19 protein-coding genes and 3 pseudogenes are annotated in these 24,496 nt (G+C 60.8%); 8 read left to right on the forward strand and 14 right to left on the reverse strand.

The window, feature by feature from the left end; all coding sequences use genetic code 11:
- Window positions 1-66: 66 nt before the first annotated feature.
- The 7 genes and pseudogenes from P0D80_RS40465 to P0D80_RS40495 form a co-directional block, all read right to left on the reverse strand.
- Window positions 67-246, reverse strand: coding sequence for a hypothetical protein (locus P0D80_RS40465; protein WP_408292112.1), 180 nt, complete (start codon window positions 244-246; stop codon window positions 67-69).
- A gap of 553 nt (window positions 247-799) precedes the next feature.
- Window positions 800-1,531, reverse strand: coding sequence for an IS6 family transposase (locus tag P0D80_RS40470; RefSeq protein ID WP_459252771.1), 732 nt, complete (start codon window positions 1,529-1,531; stop codon window positions 800-802).
- Between the two features lie 291 nt (window positions 1,532-1,822).
- The gene (locus P0D80_RS40475; RefSeq protein WP_408292114.1) at window positions 1,823-2,947 is read right to left on the reverse strand and encodes a lysylphosphatidylglycerol synthase transmembrane domain-containing protein; all 1,125 of its coding nucleotides are present in this window, start codon (window positions 2,945-2,947) and stop codon (window positions 1,823-1,825) included.
- A gap of 45 nt (window positions 2,948-2,992) precedes the next feature.
- Entirely contained in the window at window positions 2,993-3,580 is a 588-nt protein-coding gene (locus P0D80_RS40480) for a universal stress protein (protein ID WP_408292116.1), read from the reverse strand.
- Window positions 3,581-3,693: 113 nt separating this feature from the next.
- The gene (mgtA, locus tag P0D80_RS40485) at window positions 3,694-6,366 is read right to left on the reverse strand and encodes a magnesium-translocating P-type ATPase (protein ID WP_408292118.1); all 2,673 of its coding nucleotides are present in this window, start codon (window positions 6,364-6,366) and stop codon (window positions 3,694-3,696) included.
- Window positions 6,367-6,665: 299 nt separating this feature from the next.
- Entirely contained in the window at window positions 6,666-6,821 is a 156-nt protein-coding gene (locus P0D80_RS40490; protein ID WP_408292120.1) for a DUF3309 family protein, read from the reverse strand.
- 529 nt (window positions 6,822-7,350) lie between these two features.
- Window positions 7,351-7,773 (reverse strand): annotated as a pseudogene (locus P0D80_RS40495) (Crp/Fnr family transcriptional regulator); the annotation flags it as partial.
- A gap of 729 nt (window positions 7,774-8,502) precedes the next feature.
- Between P0D80_RS40495 and P0D80_RS40500 the strand changes: the two are divergent.
- From P0D80_RS40500 to P0D80_RS40515, 4 genes and pseudogenes are all read left to right on the forward strand, one after another.
- On the forward strand, window positions 8,503-9,207 hold the full coding sequence (locus tag P0D80_RS40500; protein WP_408292122.1) for a GntR family transcriptional regulator: 705 nt from the start codon (window positions 8,503-8,505) through the stop codon (window positions 9,205-9,207).
- A gap of 78 nt (window positions 9,208-9,285) precedes the next feature.
- Window positions 9,286-10,698 carry an MFS transporter gene (locus P0D80_RS40505; protein WP_408292124.1) on the forward strand — a complete coding sequence of 471 codons (1,413 nt, stop codon included), beginning with the start codon at window positions 9,286-9,288 and terminating at the stop codon, window positions 10,696-10,698.
- 31 nt (window positions 10,699-10,729) lie between these two features.
- Window positions 10,730-11,608 carry an isocitrate lyase/PEP mutase family protein gene (locus P0D80_RS40510; protein WP_408292126.1) on the forward strand — a complete coding sequence of 293 codons (879 nt, stop codon included), beginning with the start codon at window positions 10,730-10,732 and terminating at the stop codon, window positions 11,606-11,608.
- A 509-nt stretch (window positions 11,609-12,117) separates the two neighbouring features.
- Window positions 12,118-12,563: pseudogene (locus P0D80_RS40515) on the forward strand (glycosyl transferase family 51); the annotation flags it as partial.
- Window positions 12,564-12,571: 8 nt separating this feature from the next.
- Here P0D80_RS40515 and P0D80_RS40520 read toward each other — a convergent pair.
- Both P0D80_RS40520 and P0D80_RS40525 read right to left on the reverse strand, forming a co-directional pair.
- On the reverse strand, window positions 12,572-13,525 hold the full coding sequence (locus P0D80_RS40520) for a serine hydrolase (RefSeq protein WP_408292128.1): 954 nt from the start codon (window positions 13,523-13,525) through the stop codon (window positions 12,572-12,574).
- Window positions 13,526-13,597: 72 nt separating this feature from the next.
- On the reverse strand, window positions 13,598-15,091 hold the full coding sequence (locus P0D80_RS40525) for a trypsin-like peptidase domain-containing protein (protein WP_408292130.1): 1,494 nt from the start codon (window positions 15,089-15,091) through the stop codon (window positions 13,598-13,600).
- Window positions 15,092-15,545: 454 nt separating this feature from the next.
- Here P0D80_RS40525 and P0D80_RS40530 point away from each other — a divergent pair, with 454 nt between their 5' ends.
- On the forward strand, window positions 15,546-16,991 hold the full coding sequence (locus tag P0D80_RS40530; RefSeq protein WP_408292132.1) for an IS1182 family transposase: 1,446 nt from the start codon (window positions 15,546-15,548) through the stop codon (window positions 16,989-16,991).
- Between the two features lie 288 nt (window positions 16,992-17,279).
- Here the strand turns inward: P0D80_RS40530 and P0D80_RS40535 are convergent, their stop codons facing one another.
- Entirely contained in the window at window positions 17,280-17,723 is a 444-nt protein-coding gene (locus P0D80_RS40535; protein WP_408292181.1) for an energy transducer TonB family protein, read from the reverse strand.
- On the opposite strand from P0D80_RS40535, the gene P0D80_RS40540 reads away from it, so the two are divergent.
- The 3 genes and pseudogenes from P0D80_RS40540 (at window position 17,686) to tnpC (ending at window position 20,116) form a co-directional block, all read left to right on the forward strand.
- Window positions 17,686-18,174: a transposase gene (locus P0D80_RS40540; protein ID WP_408292134.1), complete on the forward strand. Its 489-nt coding sequence runs from the start codon at window positions 17,686-17,688 to the stop codon at window positions 18,172-18,174. The two genes, P0D80_RS40535 and P0D80_RS40540, sit on opposite strands and share 38 nt — an antisense overlap.
- Entirely contained in the window at window positions 18,150-18,506 is a 357-nt protein-coding gene (tnpB, locus tag P0D80_RS40545) for an IS66 family insertion sequence element accessory protein TnpB (protein WP_063494965.1), read from the forward strand. Before P0D80_RS40540 ends, tnpB begins: the two co-directional genes overlap by 25 nt.
- Window positions 18,507-18,536: 30 nt before the next feature.
- A pseudogene (gene tnpC, locus P0D80_RS40550) lies at window positions 18,537-20,116 on the forward strand (IS66 family transposase).
- A 678-nt stretch (window positions 20,117-20,794) separates the two neighbouring features.
- Here the strand turns inward: tnpC and P0D80_RS40555 are convergent.
- From P0D80_RS40555 to P0D80_RS40570, 4 genes are all read right to left on the reverse strand, one after another.
- A complete protein-coding gene (locus tag P0D80_RS40555; protein ID WP_408292183.1) occupies window positions 20,795-21,100 on the reverse strand; it encodes a DUF4148 domain-containing protein in 306 nt (101 codons plus the stop codon).
- A gap of 384 nt (window positions 21,101-21,484) precedes the next feature.
- A complete protein-coding gene (locus P0D80_RS40560) occupies window positions 21,485-21,778 on the reverse strand; it encodes a hypothetical protein (RefSeq protein WP_408292137.1) in 294 nt (97 codons plus the stop codon).
- Window positions 21,779-21,808: 30 nt separating this feature from the next.
- Complete coding sequence (locus tag P0D80_RS40565) at window positions 21,809-21,991, reverse strand: hypothetical protein (RefSeq protein ID WP_408292139.1); 183 nt, start codon at window positions 21,989-21,991, stop codon at window positions 21,809-21,811.
- Window positions 21,992-22,469: 478 nt separating this feature from the next.
- Window positions 22,470-24,395, reverse strand: coding sequence for a YncE family protein (locus P0D80_RS40570; protein WP_408292141.1), 1,926 nt, complete (start codon window positions 24,393-24,395; stop codon window positions 22,470-22,472).
- Window positions 24,396-24,496 lie beyond the last annotated feature (101 nt).

Below are 24,496 nucleotides of genomic sequence, written 5' to 3' on the forward strand. Positions count from 1 at the left end.
GGCAGGGAGCCGGACGCGGGGCGGTCGCCCGCCCAGCGGCCGGATGCTCAGTCCGATCGTCTAAGGCTACTTCGTTGGATGCCTGGCGGACACGTTTGCTATCGCCTCAAGGGCCGCGAGGCGGGAGTCCATTACTTCCGCGTGCAGCTTAATGGCCCTGATCACGAATTGAACGTCCTCGCTTTCGCTCTTGGATGCGAGGTCGTCGAACTCCGCCCACAGTTTCTTCAAAGCTTCGGCGCTCATGGCTACTCCTTACGGGGGTGATTGACGGTGCAGCAAGGTGATTGTGCTCCTCTTCGGAGTGGCCTGGTTGAGGGGGAGGCGCCAGTCGCCTCGCCCGGAGCTAAGCCGCAGTCGAAGTTACAAACAAAAGCTTGATGTCCCTGCTCAGTGGATCGCAATTGGTATATCTCGCTGCGGGGCCATCCCGTCCAACTTTCATATTGCCCGGCTTGCCGCGCCATCGTCGGGTAGAGCAGAGACATAGCGAGCACATCGTAGACCGGAACGTGCATTGATAGGGTAGCTGAATAGCTGCTTCGAGCCTCTTCGCGTCCGGTCCAGATCAGAACGCGAGGATTTTGACGTACCTCAACGTGGACCGCTGGCACCGGACTAGAATGGTTCGAATTGCAAGCCCCCGAGGTAAGCGCACATGAAGCCCAAAACTAGGCCATTTAAGGCTGGTACCCGGGAAAAGCTGTTCCGCGAGCGGGGACACGACGCACAAGCCGCAACGGCATTGTCAAATTGACGGGGACAGACTGGGTTAGGCGCAGACGTATCGTTATGCTTATTAATTAGCGCTGGCCGACGCCTTCTGCCACCGTCCAGCTTTGCCACACGGTGAACAGCGCCTTGAGTTGGCGCGATGGCATGAGGCCGTCATCCGGTGCCCGGGCAACGCGAAGTGCTGCCGGATCGGACCAAAGCAGGAAAGGAACGCCTGCGTGCGACGTGGATCGCGAAAGCCTCGCATCTGACGTTCGCGCCGACGCGTGGGCTGGTGACTGTTCTCGGCACGGTTGTTCACCCGCGCGGCCGCTTTGACGAACACGTGCTTCACGCATGCGAATTCGCCGATCTCTGCCTTTGCGGCCGGGTAGCTGCGCAACTGGTCGGTGACGATCTTGCGCGGCACGGGAGCTGAACGCAACACCCGTATGAAAAAGCGCTTTGCCGCTGCCTTGTCGCGGCGCTTCTGCAGCAGCACGTCCAGTTCGGTTCCGTGTTCATCCACGGCGCGCCATAGCGCGTACGGTTCGCCGCGCAGGTTCACAAACATCTCATCCAGGTGCCATGTCGAGCCCGACTTGCCCCGTGCCGCTTTCGCCAGACGGGCGAATGGCGCGCCGAACCGGTCGCACCAGCGGCGCACTGATTCGTACGTGACCGTCACGCCGCGCTCATGCAGCCACTCCTCGATGTCACGCAGGCTCAGGTTGAACCGATAGTACCAGCGTACCGCGCAGTTGATGATCCCCGCCGGAAAGCGGTAGCCATGATAGAGAGATTGCGTCCTTTTCAACTCGCGATCTTACCCGGCTGCCTCTCCAACGTGACACCCATTAGTCGGCCGGCACGTGCGTCGAACGGCATCTGCGCGGGGCTTTTTGCGTCCGGCTTCTACTGGATAGCTACATGGACCGTGCTAAATGGCGCGACGGTTTCGTCCGGATTGCAAACTTGACGTTCATCGTAGGCACGATCGTGCCGGGGTTGGTGCTGCTCGTTTTGCCCGGCTGGCCGCAAATGCGCGTGCGCTCGTCGCCCACGGCGGGCTATCCACGCGCCTGGCCGCCGTGGCGGTTAGCTCACGTTAGCGAGGCGCAGAAACGACGGCGGGTACACCCGATGCGCGGCTGAGTTCGCGCCGTGCCAGCCAGAGGCCAGGCAACATCGGCAGCCAGAAGGTCAGGCCGCGTAGCAGGAGCGTCCCTGCTAACGCTGCTTCAATCGACACGCCGAGCAGACTCAGCATGCCGACGCTCGTGGCTTCGAAGGTCCCCAGTCCAACCGGGATCGGACCAATGGTAGCCACCATCGACGCAATGGCGAAACTGACGAAGACGATCCAGAGCGCTGGCACTTCGCCGAGCGCATTGAACGCGAGCCAAAGCGTCATGGCATCGAGCAGGAAGATGGCCAACTGCAAAACCACGGTCTGCATGAGCAGCCACGGGCTGCGCAGCAACTCGGTGGGCGCATCGGTGAGTTCCTGGAGCAGGTCGGTTCCGCCCAGGCACTTGCTGACCCAGGCAATCGGCTTGCGCTGACCCCATCGTTTCAGTCCCAGGACGGCAGCCGGTACGGCGATGGTGACCACCACGAAAACCGCGACGCCGATGACCAACGGGAGATTCATCCGATGCCGAATCCACAGCGCGCTGGCGCTGGCGAGCACAACAATGAGATACGCACCATCGTAAGACACGAGGCCGGCGAGCATTGCCGCCATTGCAATCCCGGCGGGCACGCGCCGCCTGATCAGTCCGCGCACGACCAGCATCGTGCCGCTGATGCCGCCGCTCGGGAGAACCTGATCGGTGAAGACCTTGGCTATGCCGAGCGGAACGAGCACCCGTAGCGGCAACGGATGGCCGGCGCATTGCAATGCCTGACGCCATACGAAGGCCGCACTGAGATAGGTTGCTCCCTGAGCGACGAAGGCGACGAGCAGCCAGCCCGGACGCGCCGATCGCGCCAATTCGAGCATCTTCTGAAGCGAACCGAAATGCAACGCGACAAGAACGACCGCAACAAAGCCGGCCAAGCCCATTGCCAAGAGCCCGAGCGAGCGCAGCCGGGATCCCTTGCCGAGCAGACCCGGTGCAACCCGCACTAATCCTGTGCCGGTCGGCGGCGGGAGCCGAGGCTGCACGGAAAGCGCGTCGTCGGATTGCGTGAGGCGCGGAGGAATGGAGCGAATTTGCGGAGTGCGCATTGATTTGAAGCGAAAAGACTACGCTCGAGGATTTGCAAGTCACATTTACCGGCCGGCCGCAAATTGCTGGCCGGTGGCTGGCGTGGACGTTGGCCGATCCTGTAGATTCGGCACCAGTAGCACGGGAGAACACGTCCTACGTACTACACGCTCGGCGACGCTCCCTGGAACAGGCCGCCGAAACTCTCGCCGGCCGTGCGTGCCGAGCACCCCGAGATCGGCCTTGAAGTCGCTTGCGGCGAGCCGCACACGTTCCGCAACGTCCTGACCAGGGAGTTCGACCTGGACGGTCACCGGCGTGCCCGCGACGGCGTCGCGCTTCACCGCAATCAGTGCTGCGGCCGCAAGCAGGCGGCCTTCTGCCAGACCTGCTTCGCGCAGGATCGAAGGGCCGTAACCGATCGCATCGCATGCCAGCAGCGGATTGTCGACGGCGTACAGAGGCTGCACTTGCGCATCGTTTTCGCGAGCGCGTTGCAATGCACCTTCAAAGGCATGCCTCGACGTCTCGCTGCCGTCGATTGCGATCAGAATGCGCTTACACATGTCGACCTCGAGGATACTGTCCAGCCTGCTGCGGGGGCGCGGCTGCTCTGCGGCGCAGCCGTGAGCGGAGTCGGTGATGTGCTGCAAGTGCCGGCTTCTGCGGTCGCGAGCAGCATGCGTGCCTGAAAAATGAAACGCGCGGCAGCCATATTTAGGGTGTGCGCAATCATGCCAGGAGTCGGTACGAGGCCGTACATGATTCAATCCAGTCCGAACCTGCGAACGAACCACATCTTTGCAAGATGCGTCAGCACGGCATAGCTCGCAAGAATCAGAAAGACACCGATCCAGTAGGTCGGAGGCAACGGGGTAAATCCGAGGAAGGTTCCCACCCAGGTGAACGGGATGGCGACACCGGTCGCGGCGATGATGAGACTCGTCGCAATCAACGCAGCGCTCGCTCGACTTTCGAGGAAGGGGACCTTAGCGGTGCGGATAATGTGAATGATCAGCGTCTGCGATAGCAGCGATTCAACAAACCAGCCTGTCTGGAACAGCGACGGTCGGTCCCATGCGTTGAAGAAATGAAGCATCATGAAGTAAGTGACGTAATCAAATATCGAGCTGATCGGCCCGATCACCAGCATGAACTTCACGATGTTGCCGATATCCCATCGCCGCGGCACCCTCAGATATTCTGCATCCACATTGTCGGTCGGGATGGCGGTTTGCGAAAAGTCGTAAAGCAGATTGTTGGTGAGCACCTGAATCGGCGCCATGGGCAGAAATGGCAAGATGACGCTGGCGCCGAGCACGCTGAACATGTTTCCGAAATTCGAACTCGCCCCCATCTTGATGTACTTGGTAATGTTGCCAAACACCTTTCTCCCCTCGAGTACACCGTCGCCCAGCACCGCAAGGCTTTTTTCGAGCAGGATGATGTCGGCCGACTCCTTCGCAATATCGACCGCGCTGTCGACGGACACACCGACATCCGCCGCCTTGAGCGCGGGACCGTCGTTGATGCCGTCGCCCAGAAAGCCGACGACGTGTCCCTTTCGATGCAACGCGTCGATGATCGATGACTTTTGCGCCGGCGACACCTTGGCAAAGACGGACGCAGTCTCGGCAAGATCCGCCAGTTGTCCGGGCGTCAACTGTTCAAGCTCCTTTCCGAGCACCACGCGATCCACGGCGAGGCCGACCTCGTGACAGATCTTGCGGGTCACGATGTCGTTATCGCCTGTCAGGATCTTTACCTTCACGCCGCTTGCTTCCAGGGTCGCGATCGCCGCTGAGACTGTCTCCTTTGGTGGGTCGAGAAAGGCAATGTAGCCAAGCAGCGTCAGATCGTCCTCATCGGCGACCGAGTAGGTCGCCTGTAGCGCCGGCATTTCCTTATACGCGACCGCGACGACGCGGAATCCATCTGCGTTGAGCGCAGCAGTAGTTTGCTTTGCGGCAGCGAAATGGCTGTCGTCGAGCGCGCCCGTATCGTTGTCAATCGCATAGCGGCTGCACACCGCGAACATCTCTTCGACTGCCCCTTTGCAGATCAGCACGTGAGTGCCATCTGCCCGCGCGAGAACGACGGACAAGCGGCGACGCTCGCAATCGAAGGGCATCTCGTCGATCTTGCTGTAATGCTCGTGTGCCTTGAGTTGCTCAACCAGTTCGACGTGCTTCAGCACGGCAATGTCGAGCAGGTTCTTCAGCCCGGACTGATGCGCGCTGTTCAGGTAAGCGTATTCGAGTACCTTGTCCGACTCGTTCCCTTGCAGATCCAGATGGCGCTTCAGAATGACGCGATCCTGGGTTAGCGTGCCCGTCTTGTCGGTGCACAGAACGTCCATCGCGCCGAAATTCTGGATCGCGTTCAGGCGCTTCACGATGACCTTCTTACGCGACATCGCCATGGCGCCTTTGGCGAGATTCACTGTGACGATCATCGGCAGCATTTCAGGCGTGAGCCCCACCGCAACCGCAACTGCGAACAGGAGCGCCTCGAACCAGTTTCCCTTCGACAGACCATTGATCATGAACACGAGGGGCACCATCACCACGATGAAACCTATCATTAGCCAGGTGAACCGTGTGATGCCTTTGTCGAAGCTCGTCTGCACGCGTTGCGCGGCGATCATGTCGGCGACGTGGCCGAAGGCCGTCCGCCTGCCTGTCAGCACGACGACGCCACAGCCAATGCCGCTGACGACGGCGCTGCCCATGAAGCAGATATTCTGGAGATCGAAGGGTGTTTCAGCTGCATCCGCCTGAGTTTGTGCCACCTTTTCGAGCGGCATGGCCTCGCCGGTCAGCGTCGACTGATTGATGAACAGGTCTTTAGCGGAGAGCAGGCGTAGGTCCGCCGGGATCATGTCGCCGGCCGACAGCAGGACGACATCGCCCGGCGCGAGCTGATCGATCGGGACGTCCACGTGATCGGCTCCATCGCCCGTGTCAGGTCGGCGCACGGTTGCCGTTGTATGCACCATTCGGCGCAGCGCGTCGGCGGCCTTGTTCGAACGGTGTTCCTGAAGAAAGCCAAGCGAGACGCTAAGGAGAACCATCAGCGAAATCATGATCGCCGCGCGTGGATCGCCGAGCAGAGATGAAGCTACGGCCAGCGACAACAGCAGAAGGTTCAAGGGATTGAGCGACCGGCGGGCGAGTTCGCCGGCGATTGTGTGACGCACTTCGTGCGCGACCTGGTTGCGGCCAGTTGTGCGCAGCCGTTGCGCCACATCGTCGGCCGTCAGGCCCGCTGGCACGCTATGCAGCCGCTGTAGCGCTTCTTCAGCTGAAACGCGAGCGAACTCGGCGAGTGTGTCGCTACTCGCGCTCAACGGTACTGCGGCCGGCGGCGATGAATGCCTGAGCCAGACAGGGAGTAGGAATAGGGCGCGCAAGCCGTGCTTACCGTCGAGTAATGACATGGTGAGCCCGTTGAGAGGCGAGCGTCTGCGCTAAACGCAGACCGCAAGATCAATGGAAAGCCATCCTGCGACGGAGGTTCCGTTCCGGCGCGGCCGTCGCATATAACGAGTTTAGGTGGATCAACGGACCTGTGAGTGCGTAAGTGGTGCTCAATCGATCCATGTCAACGAATGTGGCAGCGTCGGAACGGCAAGCTGATTGGATGGACCTCATGTTCGAGTCGTGTACGAGATGATCGCGAGTCACCGATCCTCATGCATTTCCGTCGAACGTCAGGCGTTACGAGGCAAAGCGGCTCTTATATTCTGCCCAGAAGCAGCAATATGAGAACCACGACCAGCAGCACACCCAGCACCCCGCTTGGCATATAGCCCCACGAACGGCTGTGCGGCCAGGTCGGCATCACCCCCATCAACAGGAACGCCAGTATGACTATCAATAGTATGCTCAACATGAGACGACTCCTTTCCGACGCCGTGTTACGACGAGCCCGTCGCCGCTCTCTCGCCACGTGCCATGAATCTTCAGGCCTTTCGCGAGGTATCTGCGCAAAATTCGACGTGATGCTGGCGACCGTCTGCGCGACCCGAAAAAGAGCCGCCCTGTAGCGTGAGGCTGGCATGGATTTGCCACGCAGTCGGTACGGTGGTGGACATCGGGATTTCTTTTTTCCGCCCGGAGTTCGCGACTGCCGCGTGCCGGGGACGGCAAGCCGGGGGCATTGCCGGGCTGTCAGTCCGACTGCCCTTGGGCCGGCCAGGAGATTGTTGGGGGCGATCCAGATAACGCTTGGCGATACACCAGCCAAAGCGCGGAATTCTGTTCACCAGTGGTCCGGTCGCGGACGAAAGTTTCTCCCTTTCACGCCCGGGTTCAATTGCGTGCCCGCCTTGGTAAAAAGCGCCAGCCGTATTTCCCGGGAGTGCTGCAGGGGCATTGCCGGTAGCCCGGCGCTGATCGTCCGCGCAGGAAAGATGCGCGTTTTATATCGCCTTCAGATCAGGCAACAGCCGGTCGAACTCCCGTTTCACCACGCTGTAGCATTCGCACACGCGCTTTTCAAGCCCCGGTCGATCCAGCACCGCGATGTGGCCATGACTGTAGCGGATCAGCCCCGCGTCCCGCAGTTTCAGCGCCGCTTCCGTCACGCCGGATCTGCGCACGCCAAGCATGTTGGCGATCAGTTCCTGTGTCATCGTCAGTTCGTTTGACGGCAGGCGGTCCATGCTGAGCAGCAGCCAGCGGCACAATTGCTGGTCGAACGAAAGATGCCGGTTGCAGACGGCTGTCTGAGCCATCTGGGTGATCAATGCCTGGGTATAGCGCAGCAATAACCGCTGCACCGGGCCCGCGCGATGGAATTCCTCTTTCAGGATCCGTGCATCCAGTCGATACGCTTGGCCTGCGACGACCTGGAACGATAGCGCTGCGTGGGTCAATCAGACGCCGACGATCGGCTCGTGCGAGAGCGGAGCGGCCGCTCAAGATTCGATTTTGAATGACTCAAAGTGGTGATTAGAGCCGATCGTCGTCGGGCTCAGTTCGGCCAGTTGCCGACCCTCGTTGGCGTACGCACGCGGCCACTCGAACGGCTGCTCCACCTTGACAACCGACGTCTAAACGCTTAGGAGAGTGAACGAACCGCGCTTGACGGCGGCGCTGCGCTCACGGCGTGACGCAATCGTTATCGTTCCAAGTTGTGAGCAAGTCGGCCGGTCAGCCGCCGTCCCGCACAGCGAAAACAATGGCGGGAACGCGGCGCGCGAGAACAGCGCGGCGTTGCGGGCACCGGCTGCCTGTCTACCTCCTCGCCTACCTGCTGGCGGCCGTTGAGACGTTCGACAGCCGCAGCATCTCCTCTCGTAAAACCAGAGATGTCGCGCGCAATGCTGCCCCGGGTCGACGCCACCGAAAACAGCCGCATTTGCCCTTCACCAAGGTCAGCAGGCCGTCGACCATCCGGAAGGGGCTTCCTGACCATCCGCACTGCTCGTATTTGAGTCCCGCCGCGCAAGGCACGCTACAGGTTGCATTGCAAAACCCGGTAAAGAACCCGCACTGCGGGAAATCCTCTACATCTCATCGCGTCATAAATTGCATACAATGTCAGCCTGGATAGCCATGGAGAGGCCAAAATGGCGCTTGATACTCCGACTTTGCATACAATGCAGAATGAACCAGTGCGTTCAGCGGATGACGTCTACACCGCGATCAAGGACGCTGTCACCAGCGGCCAATATGGCGCAGGTGAATATCTGCGCGAGGAACAGCTTGCCAAGAGTCTGGGGGTGAGTCGCACGCCGGTACGCGAAGCCTTGCGGCGTCTCGATGCCGACGGGTGGGTTGAAACGCGCCCGAACTACGGCGTGCGCGTGAAAGCGTGGACCTTGCAGGATGCACGCGAGATCTTCGAGGCGCGTCTTCTGGTCGAGCCCTATCTCGCGGGACGCGCGGCCTTGTCCATCGGTGTTTCCGACATCGGGCGTCTCCAGACGCTGGCTGATGCGATGCTCGCGATCACACAACGCCCATCCACGCCTCAATCCAGCGAAGCGTGGTTCAGCGCGAACGGAGAGTTCCACGCAATTATCACGGCCGCCGGGAACAACGCGCGCCTCGACCGCTCGCTCAAATCGATGAAGGAAACGCCGCTCATCAAGTGGACCTTCGGCACGTATAGCGACGACGACCGCGTGCGCAGCGCACGCCAGCATTTCGAAATCGTTCGCGCGCTCGAACAGCGCAACGCCGCGTGGACGGAAGCAGCCATGCGTTGCCACATTCTTGCCGCTGAAAACGCAGTGCTCGACCGCCGCGACCGGGAGCATCCCGCCTCCTGATTCAGCATGGTTCGAGCAGCAACAGCATCACGAGCAGTCATTCGATCGTCGCGACGACGACAACACTGGAGACGACACATGCTGAGCACCGATAGCACAACCGTACGCACCGTAAGCGCCGGTGCACGTCTCGACCGATTGCCGATCTCACGCTTTCACAGGCGCGTGCTGTGGCTGATTGGCGGGGGCATGTTCTTGGATTCGTTCGACATTTACCTTGCCGGCGGCGTGCTCGGCGCGCTCGCAAAGACCGGCTGGTCAACGATGCACCTGAACGCGGCGTTCCTCTCGTCGACGTTCATCGGCATGTTGATTGGCGCGTTTACCGCCGGCGTGCTGGGTGACGCGAAAGGCCGCAAATTCACGTATCAATTCAATCTCGCAGTGCTCGGTCTCGCGTCGATCGCGGGCGCGTTTGCGCCGAACATGACGTGGCTGATTGTGTGCCGCTTTTTCATGGGCCTCGGCCTGGGCGCGGAGATCGTCGTCGGTTACGGATCGGTCGGCGAATTCATGCCGCCCACCGTGCGCGGAAAATGGTCAGCGTATCTGTCGCTCATCACCAACTCGGCGCTGTTCTTTTCGACGTTTCTCGGCTATCTGATCATCCCGTCGATCGGCTGGCGCGCTATGTTCGCAATCGTTGGCGTCGGCGCGATGATCGTGTGGGTCCTTCGCAAAAAGATGCCCGAGTCACCGCGTTGGCTCGAATCGAAAGGCCGCTACGACGAAGCCGAAGCGATCCTGCGCGCAGCGGAGGAGGAGTCGGCGCACAATTCAACGTTGCCGCCCGTCGTCAATGCGCCGTACACCGTCACCAAGAAAACTACGTTGCTGGAGCTCTTCGGGCCCTCGCAGATCCGCCGCACGTTCGTGTCTATCATCGTGCAGGTTGCGATCAACATGGTGATCTACGGCTTCATCGTCTGGGTGCCAACGTTCCTGATGAAACAGGGCATCGGCATGGCATCGTCGCTGGGCTATACGGCGCTAATGTCGCTCGGCGGACCGGCAGGCGCGCTGCTAGGCGTACTTCTCGCCGACAAGATCGGGCGCAAGAAGGGGCTCATCGCGGTGTCGGCGCTCGCGGCGGTGATCGGCTGGCTATACGGGCATTCCACCGGCATCGAAATGGCGACGCTGCTCGGCTTCCTGCTGTTCACGCTCACGTATCTGATGGTGGCGCTGGGCATTGCGACCTACATCCCCGAGCTCTTCGCCACGGAGAACCGCATGCGGGCAAGTGGCATCGCGGGTTGCGCCGGGCGCATTACGGGCATCTTCGCGCCGCAACTCGTCGTCATGATGTACGCGACGGGCGGTGTGAAGGACGTGCTGACGATGATCATCGGCGCGCTGGTCGTGTTGGCGGTCGTCCTTGCAGTGTTCGGTATCGAGACGAATCGACGCTCGCTCGAGGACATTGCGCCTTCGATCGACACGAACGATGCACTGCCGGCGTCATCGCTTTCACATGAATCGCAACGTTGAAACTTCACTTCACTCGTTAAACAGGACACGTATGAGCGTCACACAGCAAAGCAAGCGTCAAGCGTTGAAAGCGCGGTTCGCGCGCAGAGAGATTGTCACTGCGCCCGGAATCTTCGACATGATCTCCGCGAAGATGGCCGACTCAATGGGCTTCGAGTGCCTCTATATGACGGGCTTCGGCACCGTAGCGTCGTACCTCGGTCTGCCGGATGCGGGCCTCGCGACCTACACCGACATGGTCAATCGCGTCGCGGCATTCTGCGGCGCCACGAACACGCCGATGATCTGCGACGGCGACACGGGTTATGGCGGATTACTGAACGTCGCGCATACCGTCCGAGGTTATGAGCAAGCGGGAGCGGCAGGCATTCAACTCGAGGATCAGGAATTTCCGAAGAAATGTGGCCATACACCAGGGCGGCGGGTGATCCCGGTCGAGGATATGGTGCGCAAAATCAAGGTCGCCGTGGAAAGCCGCAGCGATCGCGATTTCCAGGTCGTCGCACGCACCGATGCACGTACATCCCTCGGCCTCGATGAAGCGCTGCGTCGTGGCGAGGCGTATGCGAAGGCTGGTGCGGATGTGCTGTTCATCGAATCGCCGGAGAGTATCGAGGAACTCGAAACGATCGGGCGAACCTTCAATGTTCCGTTGCTGGTGAACGTCGTCGAAGGTGGACGGACGCCGCAGCTTGCGCCCCATGAGTTGCAGAAGCTCGGTTTCTCTCTCGCGATCTATCCGGCTTCAGGCTTTTTAGCCGTCGCGAAGGCGCTCAAGGAGATGTACGGGCAGATTCTGGCGCACAGGAGCACGGAAGCCGCCGTTGACGCGATGTATCCGTTCTCCGAGATGTGCGAGTTGATGGGTTTCCCCGAAGTGTGGGCGTTCGATCGCGCACACGCAGACTAAGACCTTGAGCAGGGCATCCCTCTCGTTGCGCCGCCCAGCGCCAGCATAGACTTTGACTTTGCGGTCGCCGCCATTTTTTGCGGCGCGCCGCATAAGAGACTTCAGCGGCCGATGAATTGTGGGACTGAGTGTCAAGCCGAACGGCCGTTGCGATCCGGAAGCTGTCGGTGATTTGTGCGGGCCTGAACGGCGGTTGAGGGTCGCACTGAGACAAATAACCGCCGCCCCACGACGCTGGCCACCGACCAACGCCGAACTTCCGCACCCCCCCATGACGTGGTGGACGCGGCAACCAGGTGGGACAGCCGAACGCGGGGCAGGGAGCGCCGGCACCAAGAGAAGGTCAGAGAGGGGCGAATCGAGGCGACGGCTGAGGACCAGGCACTGGCGCCGCTGCAGCCTACTGGGGAGAGGTGCGCTCTGGGAGCGCGGGCGGTGCTCTCAATGCGAGCTGACTGACCGTCTATACGCTTTCTGACCGTGCGCATCTTGGCCGTCGAGCCCAGGTTGAGTCCCGTTTCACCCAGGTGAGCGCGCCGGCGAAGCCGTTGCTCGCGCCCGAGATCGCGACTGTGGTTCAACGGCTCCTGCGCGATGTCGTCGAGGGCGGCACCGCGAAGCGACTCGCCGATGGCATGGCCTCGCCCGATGGCCGCGCACTCGACGTCTCCGGCAGGACGGGCACGGGTGACCAGCGTTTTAACGTGTATGCCCGCGGCCGGCGTCTCATCGAACCGCGCAAGGTGAACAGGACGGCCACGTTCGTCTTCGTGATCGGCGAGCGCTTCTTCGGCACGCTCACGGCCTACGTCCGCGAGCCCTATGCAGCGCACTTCGACTTCACGAGTGCGCTTGCCGTGCAGTTGTGAAGTCGCTCGGGCCGGCGCTGCAGCCTCTGCTGGCTGACGGACAGGCAGTTGAAGCCACAAGCGAAGCGAAACCGGAAACCCGATAGGGTGCACGTCAGGATGCCAGGCGGAGATGCCGCTTGCCAGAATGATGCTTGCCATTTGTCCGGTATGCGGCGAGTTGCGCCCTGGCCCAATGCGATCGAGTGATCGTTTGATGATGGCGATACTGCGTGCTCGCGTGATACACGCGCGGCATCACGACAGGGGTTTCGTCGCCGTTCAGCCAGCGGCGAATCATGACCAGATCCATCGAACGCACCCACGAGGAAGGCGCGCCGAGTAGCGCAATGATGACGGGACCATTCGGCATGTCCGCTTCCACGAGAATGCAGCGTCCGGCCTCGCGGGTATAACCCGTCTTCGCAAATTGAACGCTCCAGTCCGGCCAGTCGACGACCGGATCCGAGTTCCGATAGAACCTCGTTCTGGTGCCGATGACTTCCTCGTAACGGGAAAGTACGGTGAAAGCGCCGATCAATGGGTAGCGTGACGCGGCATCCGCCATTTTGATCAGCTCGCGCGCAGTGGAGACGTTGTCGGCCGACAGCCCCGTGGGGTCGTCGAACTGCGTAGCCACCATGCCCAGGGCGTGCGCCTTTTCGTTCATCTTCCGGAGAAAGGCACGCTGACCTCCCGGAAACGCGCGCGACAGTGCGGAGGCCGCGCGATTCTCTGACGACATCAGCGCGAGGCGCAGCATTTCCTCGCGTTCGAGCGTTGCGCCCACCGGGATGCGCGAGCCCGAATGCTTGAGCCGGTCGATGTCGGCGTCGCCGATCATCAGTGTTTCTTGCATCGACTGCGCCTCGTCCAGCACGACCATCGCTGTCATCAGCTTGGTCAGGGAGGCAACAGGGCGCACGGTGTCGGCGTTCTTTTCGAGCAGGACTTCCTGATGCCGGATGTCGTACACCAACGCGCTACGCGAATGGAGCGTCGGCGTCCCGGCCAATGCGAGGAGCGGAGCGGCCACGAGAAGCAGGGCAGTGGCAATATTCTTGATCACGATCACCTCCTGAACCTGGAATCCGGCGCCTGGCGACCATCGATGCTGGATCCCGCTGACCGCCCCAGTCGTTCATTTCAAATCGACGGACACGAAGCTGCGCGCACGGTTGCGCTGAATCAGCAAGGCGACCTTCTTGCCGGTCTTGGAAGTCAATGCGGCGAGTTCCTCTTGCGACTCGACGAGCGCATCGTTCACGCCGAGGACGATGTCGCCGGGCTGTATGCCCGCCTTCGCCGCCCCCCCGGAAGCGGACTCGACCATCAGGCCCTGCGGGAGATCGCTCTTGCGGCGCTCGGCGTCGGTCAGCGGATGCACGGTAAGACCGAGCCGATTCGCTGCGCTCGCTCCGCTCTTCGGCGCTTGTGTGCCTTTCACGGCCTCGCCCGGGTTGATCGTCACCGTCATTGGCCTGGCGCCGCGCACGATTTGCAGCACGACCTTGTCGCCGGGCGCGAGCGCCGCATCCTGCGCGACGAAATCCGCGGCATGCTCGATCGTCTTGTCGCCGACCTGCTCGACGACATCGCCGGGCTTGAGGCCCGCGTCGAGCGCCGGAGAACCGGGCGCCACCGAAATCACGAGCGCACCCGCCGCCCGCGGCAAGCCAAAGGCGCCCGCCAGTCCGGGGTCCACATCCTGCACCTCGATGCCCAGCCGGCTCTTCGATGCCTCGCGCGGTCCTGCGGGCTGTATGCCCGCCTTGGCCGCGTTGATCGGGATGGCGAAGGTCAGGCTCTGGAAGCGCTCCTTGCCGCCATACACCTGTACGTCGATGCCGATCACCTCACCGGCGCGATTGAAGAGCGGCCCGCCGGAATTGTCGGGATGGGTCGCGACTTCGGTCTGGAAGAAGGCAAAGGACTTACCGCCTGCCGCATCGGGCGACGTTGCAATGACGATGCCCGCCGTGACCGTCGTCTGAAAGCGCCTGGGCGATCCGATCGTCAGCACCTGGTCGCCGGGCCGCACCTTCGAAGAGTTACCGAGCCTGACGGCGGGAAGCCCGGCCGCGTCGATGCGCAGCAGCGCGACATCGCTGCCGGCATCGATCGACAGAACCTTCGCCTTGAATTCGCGCCGGTCCGTCAGGGTCACGCTGACTTCGTCGGCCTGGTTCACGACATGCGCGGTGGTGAGGATGAAACCATCGGCGCTCACGATGAACCCGGAGCCCGTGGCGAAGATGACGCCCGGAGGATTGGCCGGTTCCTGGAACTGCGGTGCCACGCTCTTGAAGAAGGCGAGGAGCGGATCGTCGGCATCGAGCGTGTCGGGGGTCGCCGTTCGCGGCTGATCGTCGGGCGAGGCGGCTCCGACATTCACGACGGCCGGCCCGTAGCGCTCAACGATGGCAGGAAAATCCGGCGTCTCGGCGGCGCTCGCCGCCGGCGCCAACTCCGCCTTCGCTGCGAGCGTCTGTTCCGCCTCCGGTGCCGGTTGTTTGGCAGTTACTGGCGGCGTGCCCGACGGAGTTGCCGCAAAGGTCAGGCACGCAATGCCCGCGAGCATCGCGATTGGCACCGCGACGCGCAAAAGAAGACGGGCAAGACACTGGCGCAACACGACACACCTCCCGAAGCCGCCGTTGCGCGGGATGAGCGAGCATGCAAGATGCGGCCGGTTAATCTGTACTTTAGTTGAAGAGATCCGTGCATGCCAACTTTCGGGCACGGGCGAACGCCGACCGGCGGCATGCCTTTGGTTGCTGCATTCTCGGTCTGCAACGCTGCCCCGACGAGGCGCAATGCAAAGCCGCTTAGGAAACGCCTGCCGCCCGACAGACCGATGCCGACGATTCGCTGGAAACCAGGCGCCCTGTAGCCGATCGTTTTGTGATGACATGGGTCGGATCCCGCAAGCCGATCGGGAATGCCGGACCGTCGCCCCGGGAAGTCGGCTTGGATGACCAGACCACCCAGTTACCCGCAGACAACGTGACCGACGTGAACGGGTCGAGCTTGTGTGAAAACACGCTGATCACCTAGACTGGATTAACTCATTCAGCATGGGTGACCGGATGAAGCGATTCATAGAAGGTGAAGACCGCAAGCAGGTGACGCTGCTTCCAGAATGCCTCGATGATTTTGTCGCCGAGGACAATCCGGTCAGGATCATTGAGGCGTTCGTTGAAGAGCTTGACCTTGGCTCACTTGGCTTCGATGGCGCGATGCCGTCGACTACAGGTCGCCCGTCCTATCATCCAGCAGTGCTGCTGAAGATCTATATCTACGGCTATCTGAACCGGGTCCAATCGAGCCGTCGCCTGGAACGGGAGTGTCAACGCAATGTTGAAGTGATGTGGCTCACGGGTCGTCTGGCGCCGGACTTCAAGACGATAGCCGGCTTCCGTCGCGACAACGGCATCGGCATTCGCAATGTGTGTCGCCGCTTCGTGATGCTGTGCCGCGAGCTGAAGCTGTTCTCGCAAGCACTGGTCGCCATTGACGGCAGCAAGTTCAAGGCAGTCAATACGCGCGATCGCAACTTCACCGAGGGTAAGGTCGACAAGCGGCAGAAGCAGATCGAGGAGAGCATCCAGCGGTATCTGAACGCGCTGGAAACTGCCGATCGTACGCAACCCGCTGAGCTGGAAGCGAAGACCACTCGATTGCAGGACAAGATCGCGCGCTTACGCGAGCAGATGCGAAATCTCGATCAGATCAAGGAGCAACTCAAGACGCAGCCTGATGGCCAACTCTCGATGACTGATCCCGACGCTCGCTCCATGGCGACGAGCGGCAAAGGCTCGGGAATGGTGGGCTACAACGTGCAGGTGGCCGTTGACGCCAAACACCACCTCGTCGTGGCTCACGAGGTCACAAACTCTGGTAGTGATCGGGCGCAGCTTAGTCCCATGGCAAAAGCTGCGCGCGACGCAATGGGTAAGGCCAGACTGCGGGCAGTCGCCGATCGTGGCTACTACACTGGGCCTCAGATCAAGGAGTGCGCCGATGCGGGGATTGCGGTCATGCTGCCGAAGCCGACAACATCAGGTGCGAAATACCATGGCCGATTCGACAAGGCAGACTTCATCTACATTGCGCGGGACGACGAATACCAATGTCCAGCTGGAGAACGAGCCATTTACCGTTACACCAGCGAGGAACACGGGATGCAGCTACACCGATACTGGAGCAGCGCCTGTTCGCAATGCAAAATAAAGGCACAGTGCACGCCCAGCGGCGAACGACGGATAAGTCGATGGGAGCATGAGTCGGTGCTGGAGGCAGTTCAACGTCGGCTGGACAAGACGCCTGATGCGATGACCGTGCGCCGTCGAACCGTCGAACATGTCTTTGGAACGTTCAAGCATTGGATGGGCTACACGCACTTTCTGACGCGCAGGCTGCCCAACGAGGGAACCGAGATGAGCTTGAACGTACTCGCCTACAATCTCACGCGAGTGCTGAAAATCCTGGGCTTCAAGAAGACGATGAGGGCGATGCGGCTGGTGGGTGCGTGAGCACCCCGTAGACCTGAAACAAAGTCCTTACACTCGTCTATAACGCTTCATAGGGATCGCCGTCTCGTCAGCGCCGTGATACGCGCAAAGGCATTCAAATGCGTCGCAGGGGTTAGGGTCACGCGTCGCATTGTTATGCCATCGGGTTTCCACACAACCTGGGTCGGGTGCTGCCGTATTCCGACGGTCGAGCCCGTGTTCGTGGCGGCGGGCCGCATCAGCACTTATCGACGTTGCTCTACGCCGCGTTTGTGATCGTGACTGAGGACTGAAGCGCTTAAAAGGAAACTAGTTGATGCTCATCGCCTGTGGGGAGTGCGACGTTTGCAACTGGAACTGGCCGTTGTCGTTGAACATCCAACCCTCGAAAAGTTCAAGCTGACCGTTGCCGTTCAGGAGCCGAGCGGGCGGCGCAGGCAGCGGTGCCGCGCGTCGCAGCGATGCAAGGGCGGTAGCCTCGGCTTCGTCGTCGCCATTGGTGCGATGCACAGAGGAATCGACGAGTCGACCGTTTCGGTCCACTGTGAACGACACGAGGACGAAGGAGCGCAGCATCGCTTGCGGCGTGCCCTTCAACACGAGCGATGGATTGCGCTCGAAGATGCGTTGTATGCGGTCCGTCAACGACGTCCTTGAGCGAAATTCGTAACACTCTGATGCTACGTGTCCACGTGGACAGCTGGCATCAGAGGGTATGAGTGAGAAACGAGATTTGCTTAGCCGGTTGGTGATCGGCCGGAAACGAGATGGTCGTCGTGAATACGACGATGCTGCTCGCGATGAACTTGTGCAGCTTTGTCTGCAGCCTGGCGTCTCCATCGCGGGGACTGCAATGGAGCACGAACTCAATCCGAACCTGCTGCGCAGCTGGATCGCGCGGTATCAGAAGAGCCAGGCCCAGGTAGAGCGCGAGAAGGTCGCCCAAGCGCCGATGGTCGCCGATCGCGTCCCGATCGACCTCTCGGGTACACCGTCGGCATTCGTGCCGGTCGTGTCGACTGCTGCTCCGCCGGTGGCACTGCCACCAACATCGTCGGCTCCAGTTCCTTCGATGACGCTCTCGTTGCGCGTGCGTCTTTCGAACGGCGTCGAATTCGATGTTGGTGAGGCTAGCATCGACGAACTGATCACGGTGATCCACACGCTCGGGAGGATGCCGTGTTCCGGTTCGACAAAGATCTGAAGGTGTACCTGCACCGCGATCCCATCGATTTCCGGGCCGGCATCAACAGCCTGTCGATACTTGTCGAGCAGGCGATGCGTTTGAATCCAATGTCGTCAGCGCTCTACGTGTTCGGCAACCGGCGTTGCGACAAGATCAAGATTCTCGGCTGGAGTGGCAATGGCTTCTGGCTCCTGATGAAAAGACTCGAAGCGAAGGACCATTTCGTCTGGCCTGATAGCAAGACGCAGATCGTAACGCTGTCCGTCGAGCAGTTGCATTGGCTTATCGAGGGCATCAACATCACTGCGGTCCAGCGACATCCCAAACGCAACTATGCCCGGGTAAGCTGAACATGTCATCAGCATACTGGTCTAAGCGGTATGCCGATCAACGTGACGATCACTGCTGAAGAGCTGAACAGTTGCTCGACGAGCGCAACGCCGCTCGTGAACTCCGGGACGAGCGCGAAGCTTTACGTGGCGAATTGCGCCTTGTGACCGCACAACGCGATCTCGCCGAAGAGCGGCTACGAGCTTATCGGCGTGAACTGTTCGGCGCGAAGAGCGAAGCGCGCGCCTCTGAGCAGCCCGGTCTGTTCAATGAAGCCGAAGCGCTCGGCACGAACACCACGCCCGCGCAGGAAGATACTCCGGAAACGAAGGTCGCTGAACACACACGCAAAAAGCGTGGTCACCGCAAACCGCTCGATCCCAATCTGCCCCGCGAGGTCCGTCGTCACGAACTTCCCGAAGCAGAACGTTTCTGCGCTCACGACGGTCATGCTCTTGTTGAGATCGGTGTCGAGACCAGCGAGCAGCTCGACGTGATCCCGGAACAGGTTCGTGTGGTCCAGCACCAGCGCGTTAAATACGCGTGCCCGTGCTGCGATCTCGGCATCAAGGTGACGCCGGCGCCGCCGCGGATCATTCCGCGCGGGCTGTTTACCGAATCGGCCCTTGCGTGGATAGCGGCCGGCAAATATCAGTTCGGCATGCCGATTTACCGTCAGTCGGGCTTGCTGCGCCGCTTCGGCGGCGACATCTCGTCGAACACGGTCGCCGCGAGCATGGTCCGGGTTGGTGTGGCTGCACAGCCCGTGATCAACCTGATGCGCGACGCGCTACTTGATGCAGAGGTGATCTACTGCGACGAGACAACGTTCCAGGTCCTGAAAGAGAAAGGACGTCGCCCACAAACGAAGAGTTACCTGTGGGCGCAGATGACCGGTTCGGGTATCCCGATACGATGCTTCACTTATACACCCGGACGTGGCGGTAAGCTGGCCGACAAACTGTTCGCCGGCATCCGCGAGGGTGCAGTCCTGATGACCGACGGGTATGAACCCTACAACGGCATCGCGGAGCGCTACCAGCTCGTCCACCTTGGATGCCTGGCTCACGCGAGACGGTACTTCGTCAAGGCAGAGGACAACGTTCCCAAGGCTGCGCGCACGCCGGATCTGCTTGCGACCCGCTTCATCAAATTATTCGGCAAACTGTTCGCCGCCGAAGCGCGCAGCGAGACGTGGACCGTCGGGCGACGGCAGCGGTTGCGACGCCGATACAGCGCACACGTGCTCGACGCGATCAAGAAGCTGATGCTCGAACAGCTGCCTGCCGTCCTGCCCAATAGCCTGCTTGGCAAGGCGCTGAACTACCTGCGCGGGCAATGGCCGAAGCTCGTTCGCTACGTCGAGAATGGCAGTTGGCCAATATCAAACAATGCCTGCGAAAATTCGATCCGCCCCTTCTGCCTTGGACGCCGCAGCTGGTTATTTGCTGACACCGTTGACGGTGCCCGTGCAAGCGCGAATCTCTATACCTTGGTCGAATCTGCGAAGGCGAATCAGATCGACCCGTATCGATACCTTACCTGGCTATTTACGAAGCTGGCGCTGGCAAAAACCGTCGACGACTACGACGCGCTTCTCCCCTGGAAGATGCCTGCCGAACTCCGCTGATCCCTGTCACCAACAAATATGACGCGTTCCTCGACGTCACTCTGAGGGGCGTCGTCAATGGACCGCATACGATGCGTTGCGCGACGCGCGCCTTGTACTCGCTGAGCGTCTGAATAGGCTCCGCGGGCGGCGCCGCGGTGCGTGCGGCCACAACGCGGGGCGGTGGGGTGACCGTGCATGCCCCCATCGTGAGCGCCGTCAGGGCGGCGATGACAGCGCCGGCGGCAGACCGGAAGCGTGACAGGTACATGAGGCGAGCCGGGGAAAGACTACTTTAACGGTAGTCACTGCCAGCGGAAGCGACAAAAAAATCTGCACTCACGCGCTCTCGGGCGCGCCATCCTCACGATCCGTTTGCACCGAAGGTGCTTGGGAACTCGGCCGCCGATTGAGTCTTTCCACATAGACCGCCACTATCGGGCGAGGCGTTGGGACGCTTTTTTACGGTCTCAATCCCCGAGAACGCGAACCGTTTGGCAACGGTCGGACAGATGCCGGTCTACGCGATTGGACGGACGACCGCTAGACTTTGAGACCGGCCGTGGAGGTTCCCACGGCTCGACCGTCGGCTGTGGGTCGACGAGAGACGCTCTCACACCTCCGTGTCAGCGTCTCGGACGTCGGTGACCGCCACAGGTCAACCGGAAACAGTGCGGCGAGTGGACTTGGCTGTGCGCCTCAATCGTGCCGCGCCTGCGGGCATTCCGCCTGATACCAACGATCGACCTGATGCTGCGCCGCCTGTAGATTTTTCGGATAGTGCGGATCGAACCTTGATGGGTCGTATCCGGCCTTCCTCAGCGCGGCCAGTTCACTCTGGTTGCGTTCTTGTGTTACAGGCGCGTGGTTCTTGATGGCGGCAAGATCGCGGCATTGTGTTGCGCTCAGATGCGTCGCGCCTTCCGCCATTCCTCCTGCGGCTATGCCAGCGAGCGAGATCGTCAACGCGGAAATCATCGGCCAGAACTTCGGCGAGCTCTTCATGTCACGTCCCCCTTCAGTGAGGCAACGCAGTACGAACAATGATATCAGCGCATGGCGGCTCATGCGAATGCAGTTGGATTCGACGGCACACTGACGCAATACCTGACGTAAAGGTTGCAGCAGGCAGGGTTCGAAGTGGATTGCCTGGAAGCCCGTCGAGTGAGCGCAGCCCTGGTCGATGTCTGCAGCCGCTACACCACGATTCAGCGCGGAAAAGGTCATGTCCTCGCGCCAGAATGCTGTGCTGGCAGCCGTGTTCGCATCAATCACTATTACGTCGTGTCAATCGCCTTGAAAGGCGCGGCGAGCTCGGAAGTCAGGTTTTTTGCGATCACGACGGTGCGGACGAAAGCAATTGGCTCAAACATCGGCCGCTGTGACGCTTCACCTCTTCCCGGCCACTCGCGCCGCGTCAATCGCATCTCTCGCCGTCTTGCAGTGCGCATCCCGCGGCGCCAGGTTCTCGGGATCGCCCAATGAACCTCCACAGACGTGATGGAAGCCATTCACGCCCGCGCCAACGCGCGCTTCATTTTCGATCAGGAAGTCTAGCCGTGCTGTGTCTTGGCCGTTCATCGCCATGACGGCATCCCATGTATGCCGCGCCGCGTTCTCATCCGCAGGGTAAAGCCGGTCGGCAATCACCTCAGCGCGAAACCACGTTTCAAAGTCGCCCACGCCCATCTCCCTCCCGCCTATGGCGGCGGATCAATCGGCCAGCCCCTGCTGCGCGTCATCATCTCTGAAGTTCAGCTTGAAAACCACCTTACGCTTCGAGATGTCCACGAACGATTCGTGCGTCAACAGTTCGCCATTCTCTTTATGGTTGTAACCCATGGCGAAGTGAGCCAGCACGTCATCGAGCGTCACTTCCTGGTAGACCGTCTTCATCACTCCTCCCCACGCCCACTGGCGCACATCAATTAGCCTAAAGCATGATAGTGCGTCAAACGGCCGAACTCGGCAAAACCTGTCTAATACACCCCGTTCGTCGTCTATTCCAACGCATCGACAACAATGCGCCCAGTGGTCGGCGACTTACTAGCTTGTGTGTCCTCCGCTGAATTAGAGGACGAGGACTGGCTTGCGCGCTAGTGCAGTGTGCACTTTACAACGAGTCGGGCGGCCCGGATCTCGACCTTGTATTGGCATGAGCTGATGACGTGAGGCAGCAAGCGGCCAGTTTCTGCCGCTCGAACGAATGTCGCGAAGGTCCGCTCGTAACCTGACATGTGACGGACGTGATTCCACTGCGACTTTCACCGTTCATCGGTCAAAGATCCATTGGCGGCGCGTCGTTGTCTGCGCGCTGCGATTTGCCAGATTGCTGGTCTGAGGCCGGTGGAGTAGGCGCGGCGGGCACGGGTGATCACGGAGTCCAACGATAAACAACGATGCTGGAGCCGTTGTAGTTGTCCTTCGTGACCACGTACTCCCCGGTCGATCGAAGGTACGATCTAAGACCGTACATCGAATCCACGTCATTGCCGACGTACACATTGCTGGGGTTGCTGTTGATGAACGGATTGTCCAACCTGCCCGTCGTCAGGTTGAAGGCATCGATGTTGGGCACGGTGTGGACGTAGCCGACGAACAGGTAGTTGCCAGCAGCAGTGAGGGACTTCGGATTGGCGCTGGTGAGCGTGATAACCGGGTTCGGGTTGGTTGTGTTGCCGGCGAGCCACCCGTGGTAGACCTCTACGCGGGTTCCGATGCCGGTCCAGTCCGTGCTGCCCGTGATCCGCTGCCCGAGAATCATCGTGTCGCTTTCGGGCAGGTAGATGATGCGGCTCAGGTCACCGATCGATGCAGGAACCGGCACGGCTACGGGCACTCCCCATGACGGCTTGCCGTTCGTATCGAACCCGGTCAGCGGCCAGTGCCAGATCCGGTTCGTCTTGTCGAGCCCGGCCCACACGTCGCCGCTGCTGTCGAGGCAGAAGCCGTTGCGAACCAGCGCAGTGGCATTGAATAGCGTGCCCGGCAATACCCCATCCGGGACGGCAGTGTAGCCCTGGGCGGTGTCAAAGTGGAAGAAGTAGAAGCCGTCGGGGTTCTGGTCAGTGGCGACCAGCACCCTGTTCGTTCCTGCGCTCGCAATCATGCCGAAGTGCAGGCCGCGACCCCGGTAAGTCACGTCGAGGCGGGGGTCGGACGGATACGTGAATGGGTCAACGGTGTTGGCGACAAACTTCCAGTCCGCACTACCTGTGCCTGAATAGATGTTCACGCCGGAATAGAACAGGGTTGCGTCAGTCGCCGGATCGGGGGCGGCTATCGCCTCGAAATTCAGTGCACGCAGGTTGTAGAGGAGCTTGCCTGTCGGGCTGTATGCGTAGAGGTCTGTGCCTCCTGTGCGGCCATGGTCCCATGAGCCTCCCCACGGCTGGGAAAGGATGTAGAGGTTGCCGGCCGAGTCTTTGCCGATGCCGTCGATCCGCGCGAAGCGCAGGCTCCCCACCTGCCCTTTCGTACCAGTCGTTGTATCCAGATAGCCACTCTTCACCCCGAACGTGCTTTTCAGTGTCCACGTGCGCGTGTCGTAGATCTTCGCGTTCTGGTCCGGTCCTGCGTCGCCGATCCAAAGATACTGCGTGGTTGGGTCGAAGTAGAGCGCATGCGGGACTTCGCCAGTGGGCAGGGTGAGCGTATGCAGGATCGTGCCGGTCTGGCTGACCTGAAGGACGGTGCCCTCTGCCTCCTGGGCGACGAGGATGTTGCCATTGCGGTCGAACGCTAGTGCGCCGGGGTCAGTCACGGCAATGTCACGCAGCCAGGTGCCATTGATGTCGTAAAGTCGCATGCGCGCGCACGGGTTGTCGCTCGCCATCCAGAAGTGGGACCAGGTGGCGATACCGGTGATCACATCGGCGCGCCGCTCGGTGGTGTCGCACGAGACCTGGATGCTCTGGTCAAACGCCCCCGTCACCCGGTCATATCTGATCACCAGGCCGCTCGAGTAGACCCCGTTCACGCGTCCCCACTGGCGCGGTGCCCAGAGCTTGGTGGCATTGCCGGTGATGGCACTGCCTTGTGGTTCACCATGCGCGCCAAGGCTGCCGGCATTCAAACCATTCTTGTAGATCGCAATGCCGCCCTCGTTCTCGTCCCACATGGAAGCGGTGTAAATGGTGCCTTCTGGCGCAACCCACATCGAACGCGCGGCGTTACCTACGTGAGTGGCGTTAGTCCCAAACGTATTCGCTATCCAGTCAGTCGTGTACTGGCCCTGACATTCTGACGCGATCGTAGCGCTCAGCATTGCCGCAAGGAATGCGGCACAGATTCGTTTCATGACGTACCCCCAATTTGCAACACGTGCAACGGCCGCCATCAGGAGACCGGATGGCTGCAACGAGGTGGCTGGCAAGTAAGGATGCGGTCCGGCGCAATCAA

The sequence above is a fragment of the Paraburkholderia sp. RL17-373-BIF-A genome, assembly GCF_046030175.1.
Lineage (GTDB): Bacteria > Pseudomonadota > Gammaproteobacteria > Burkholderiales > Burkholderiaceae > Paraburkholderia.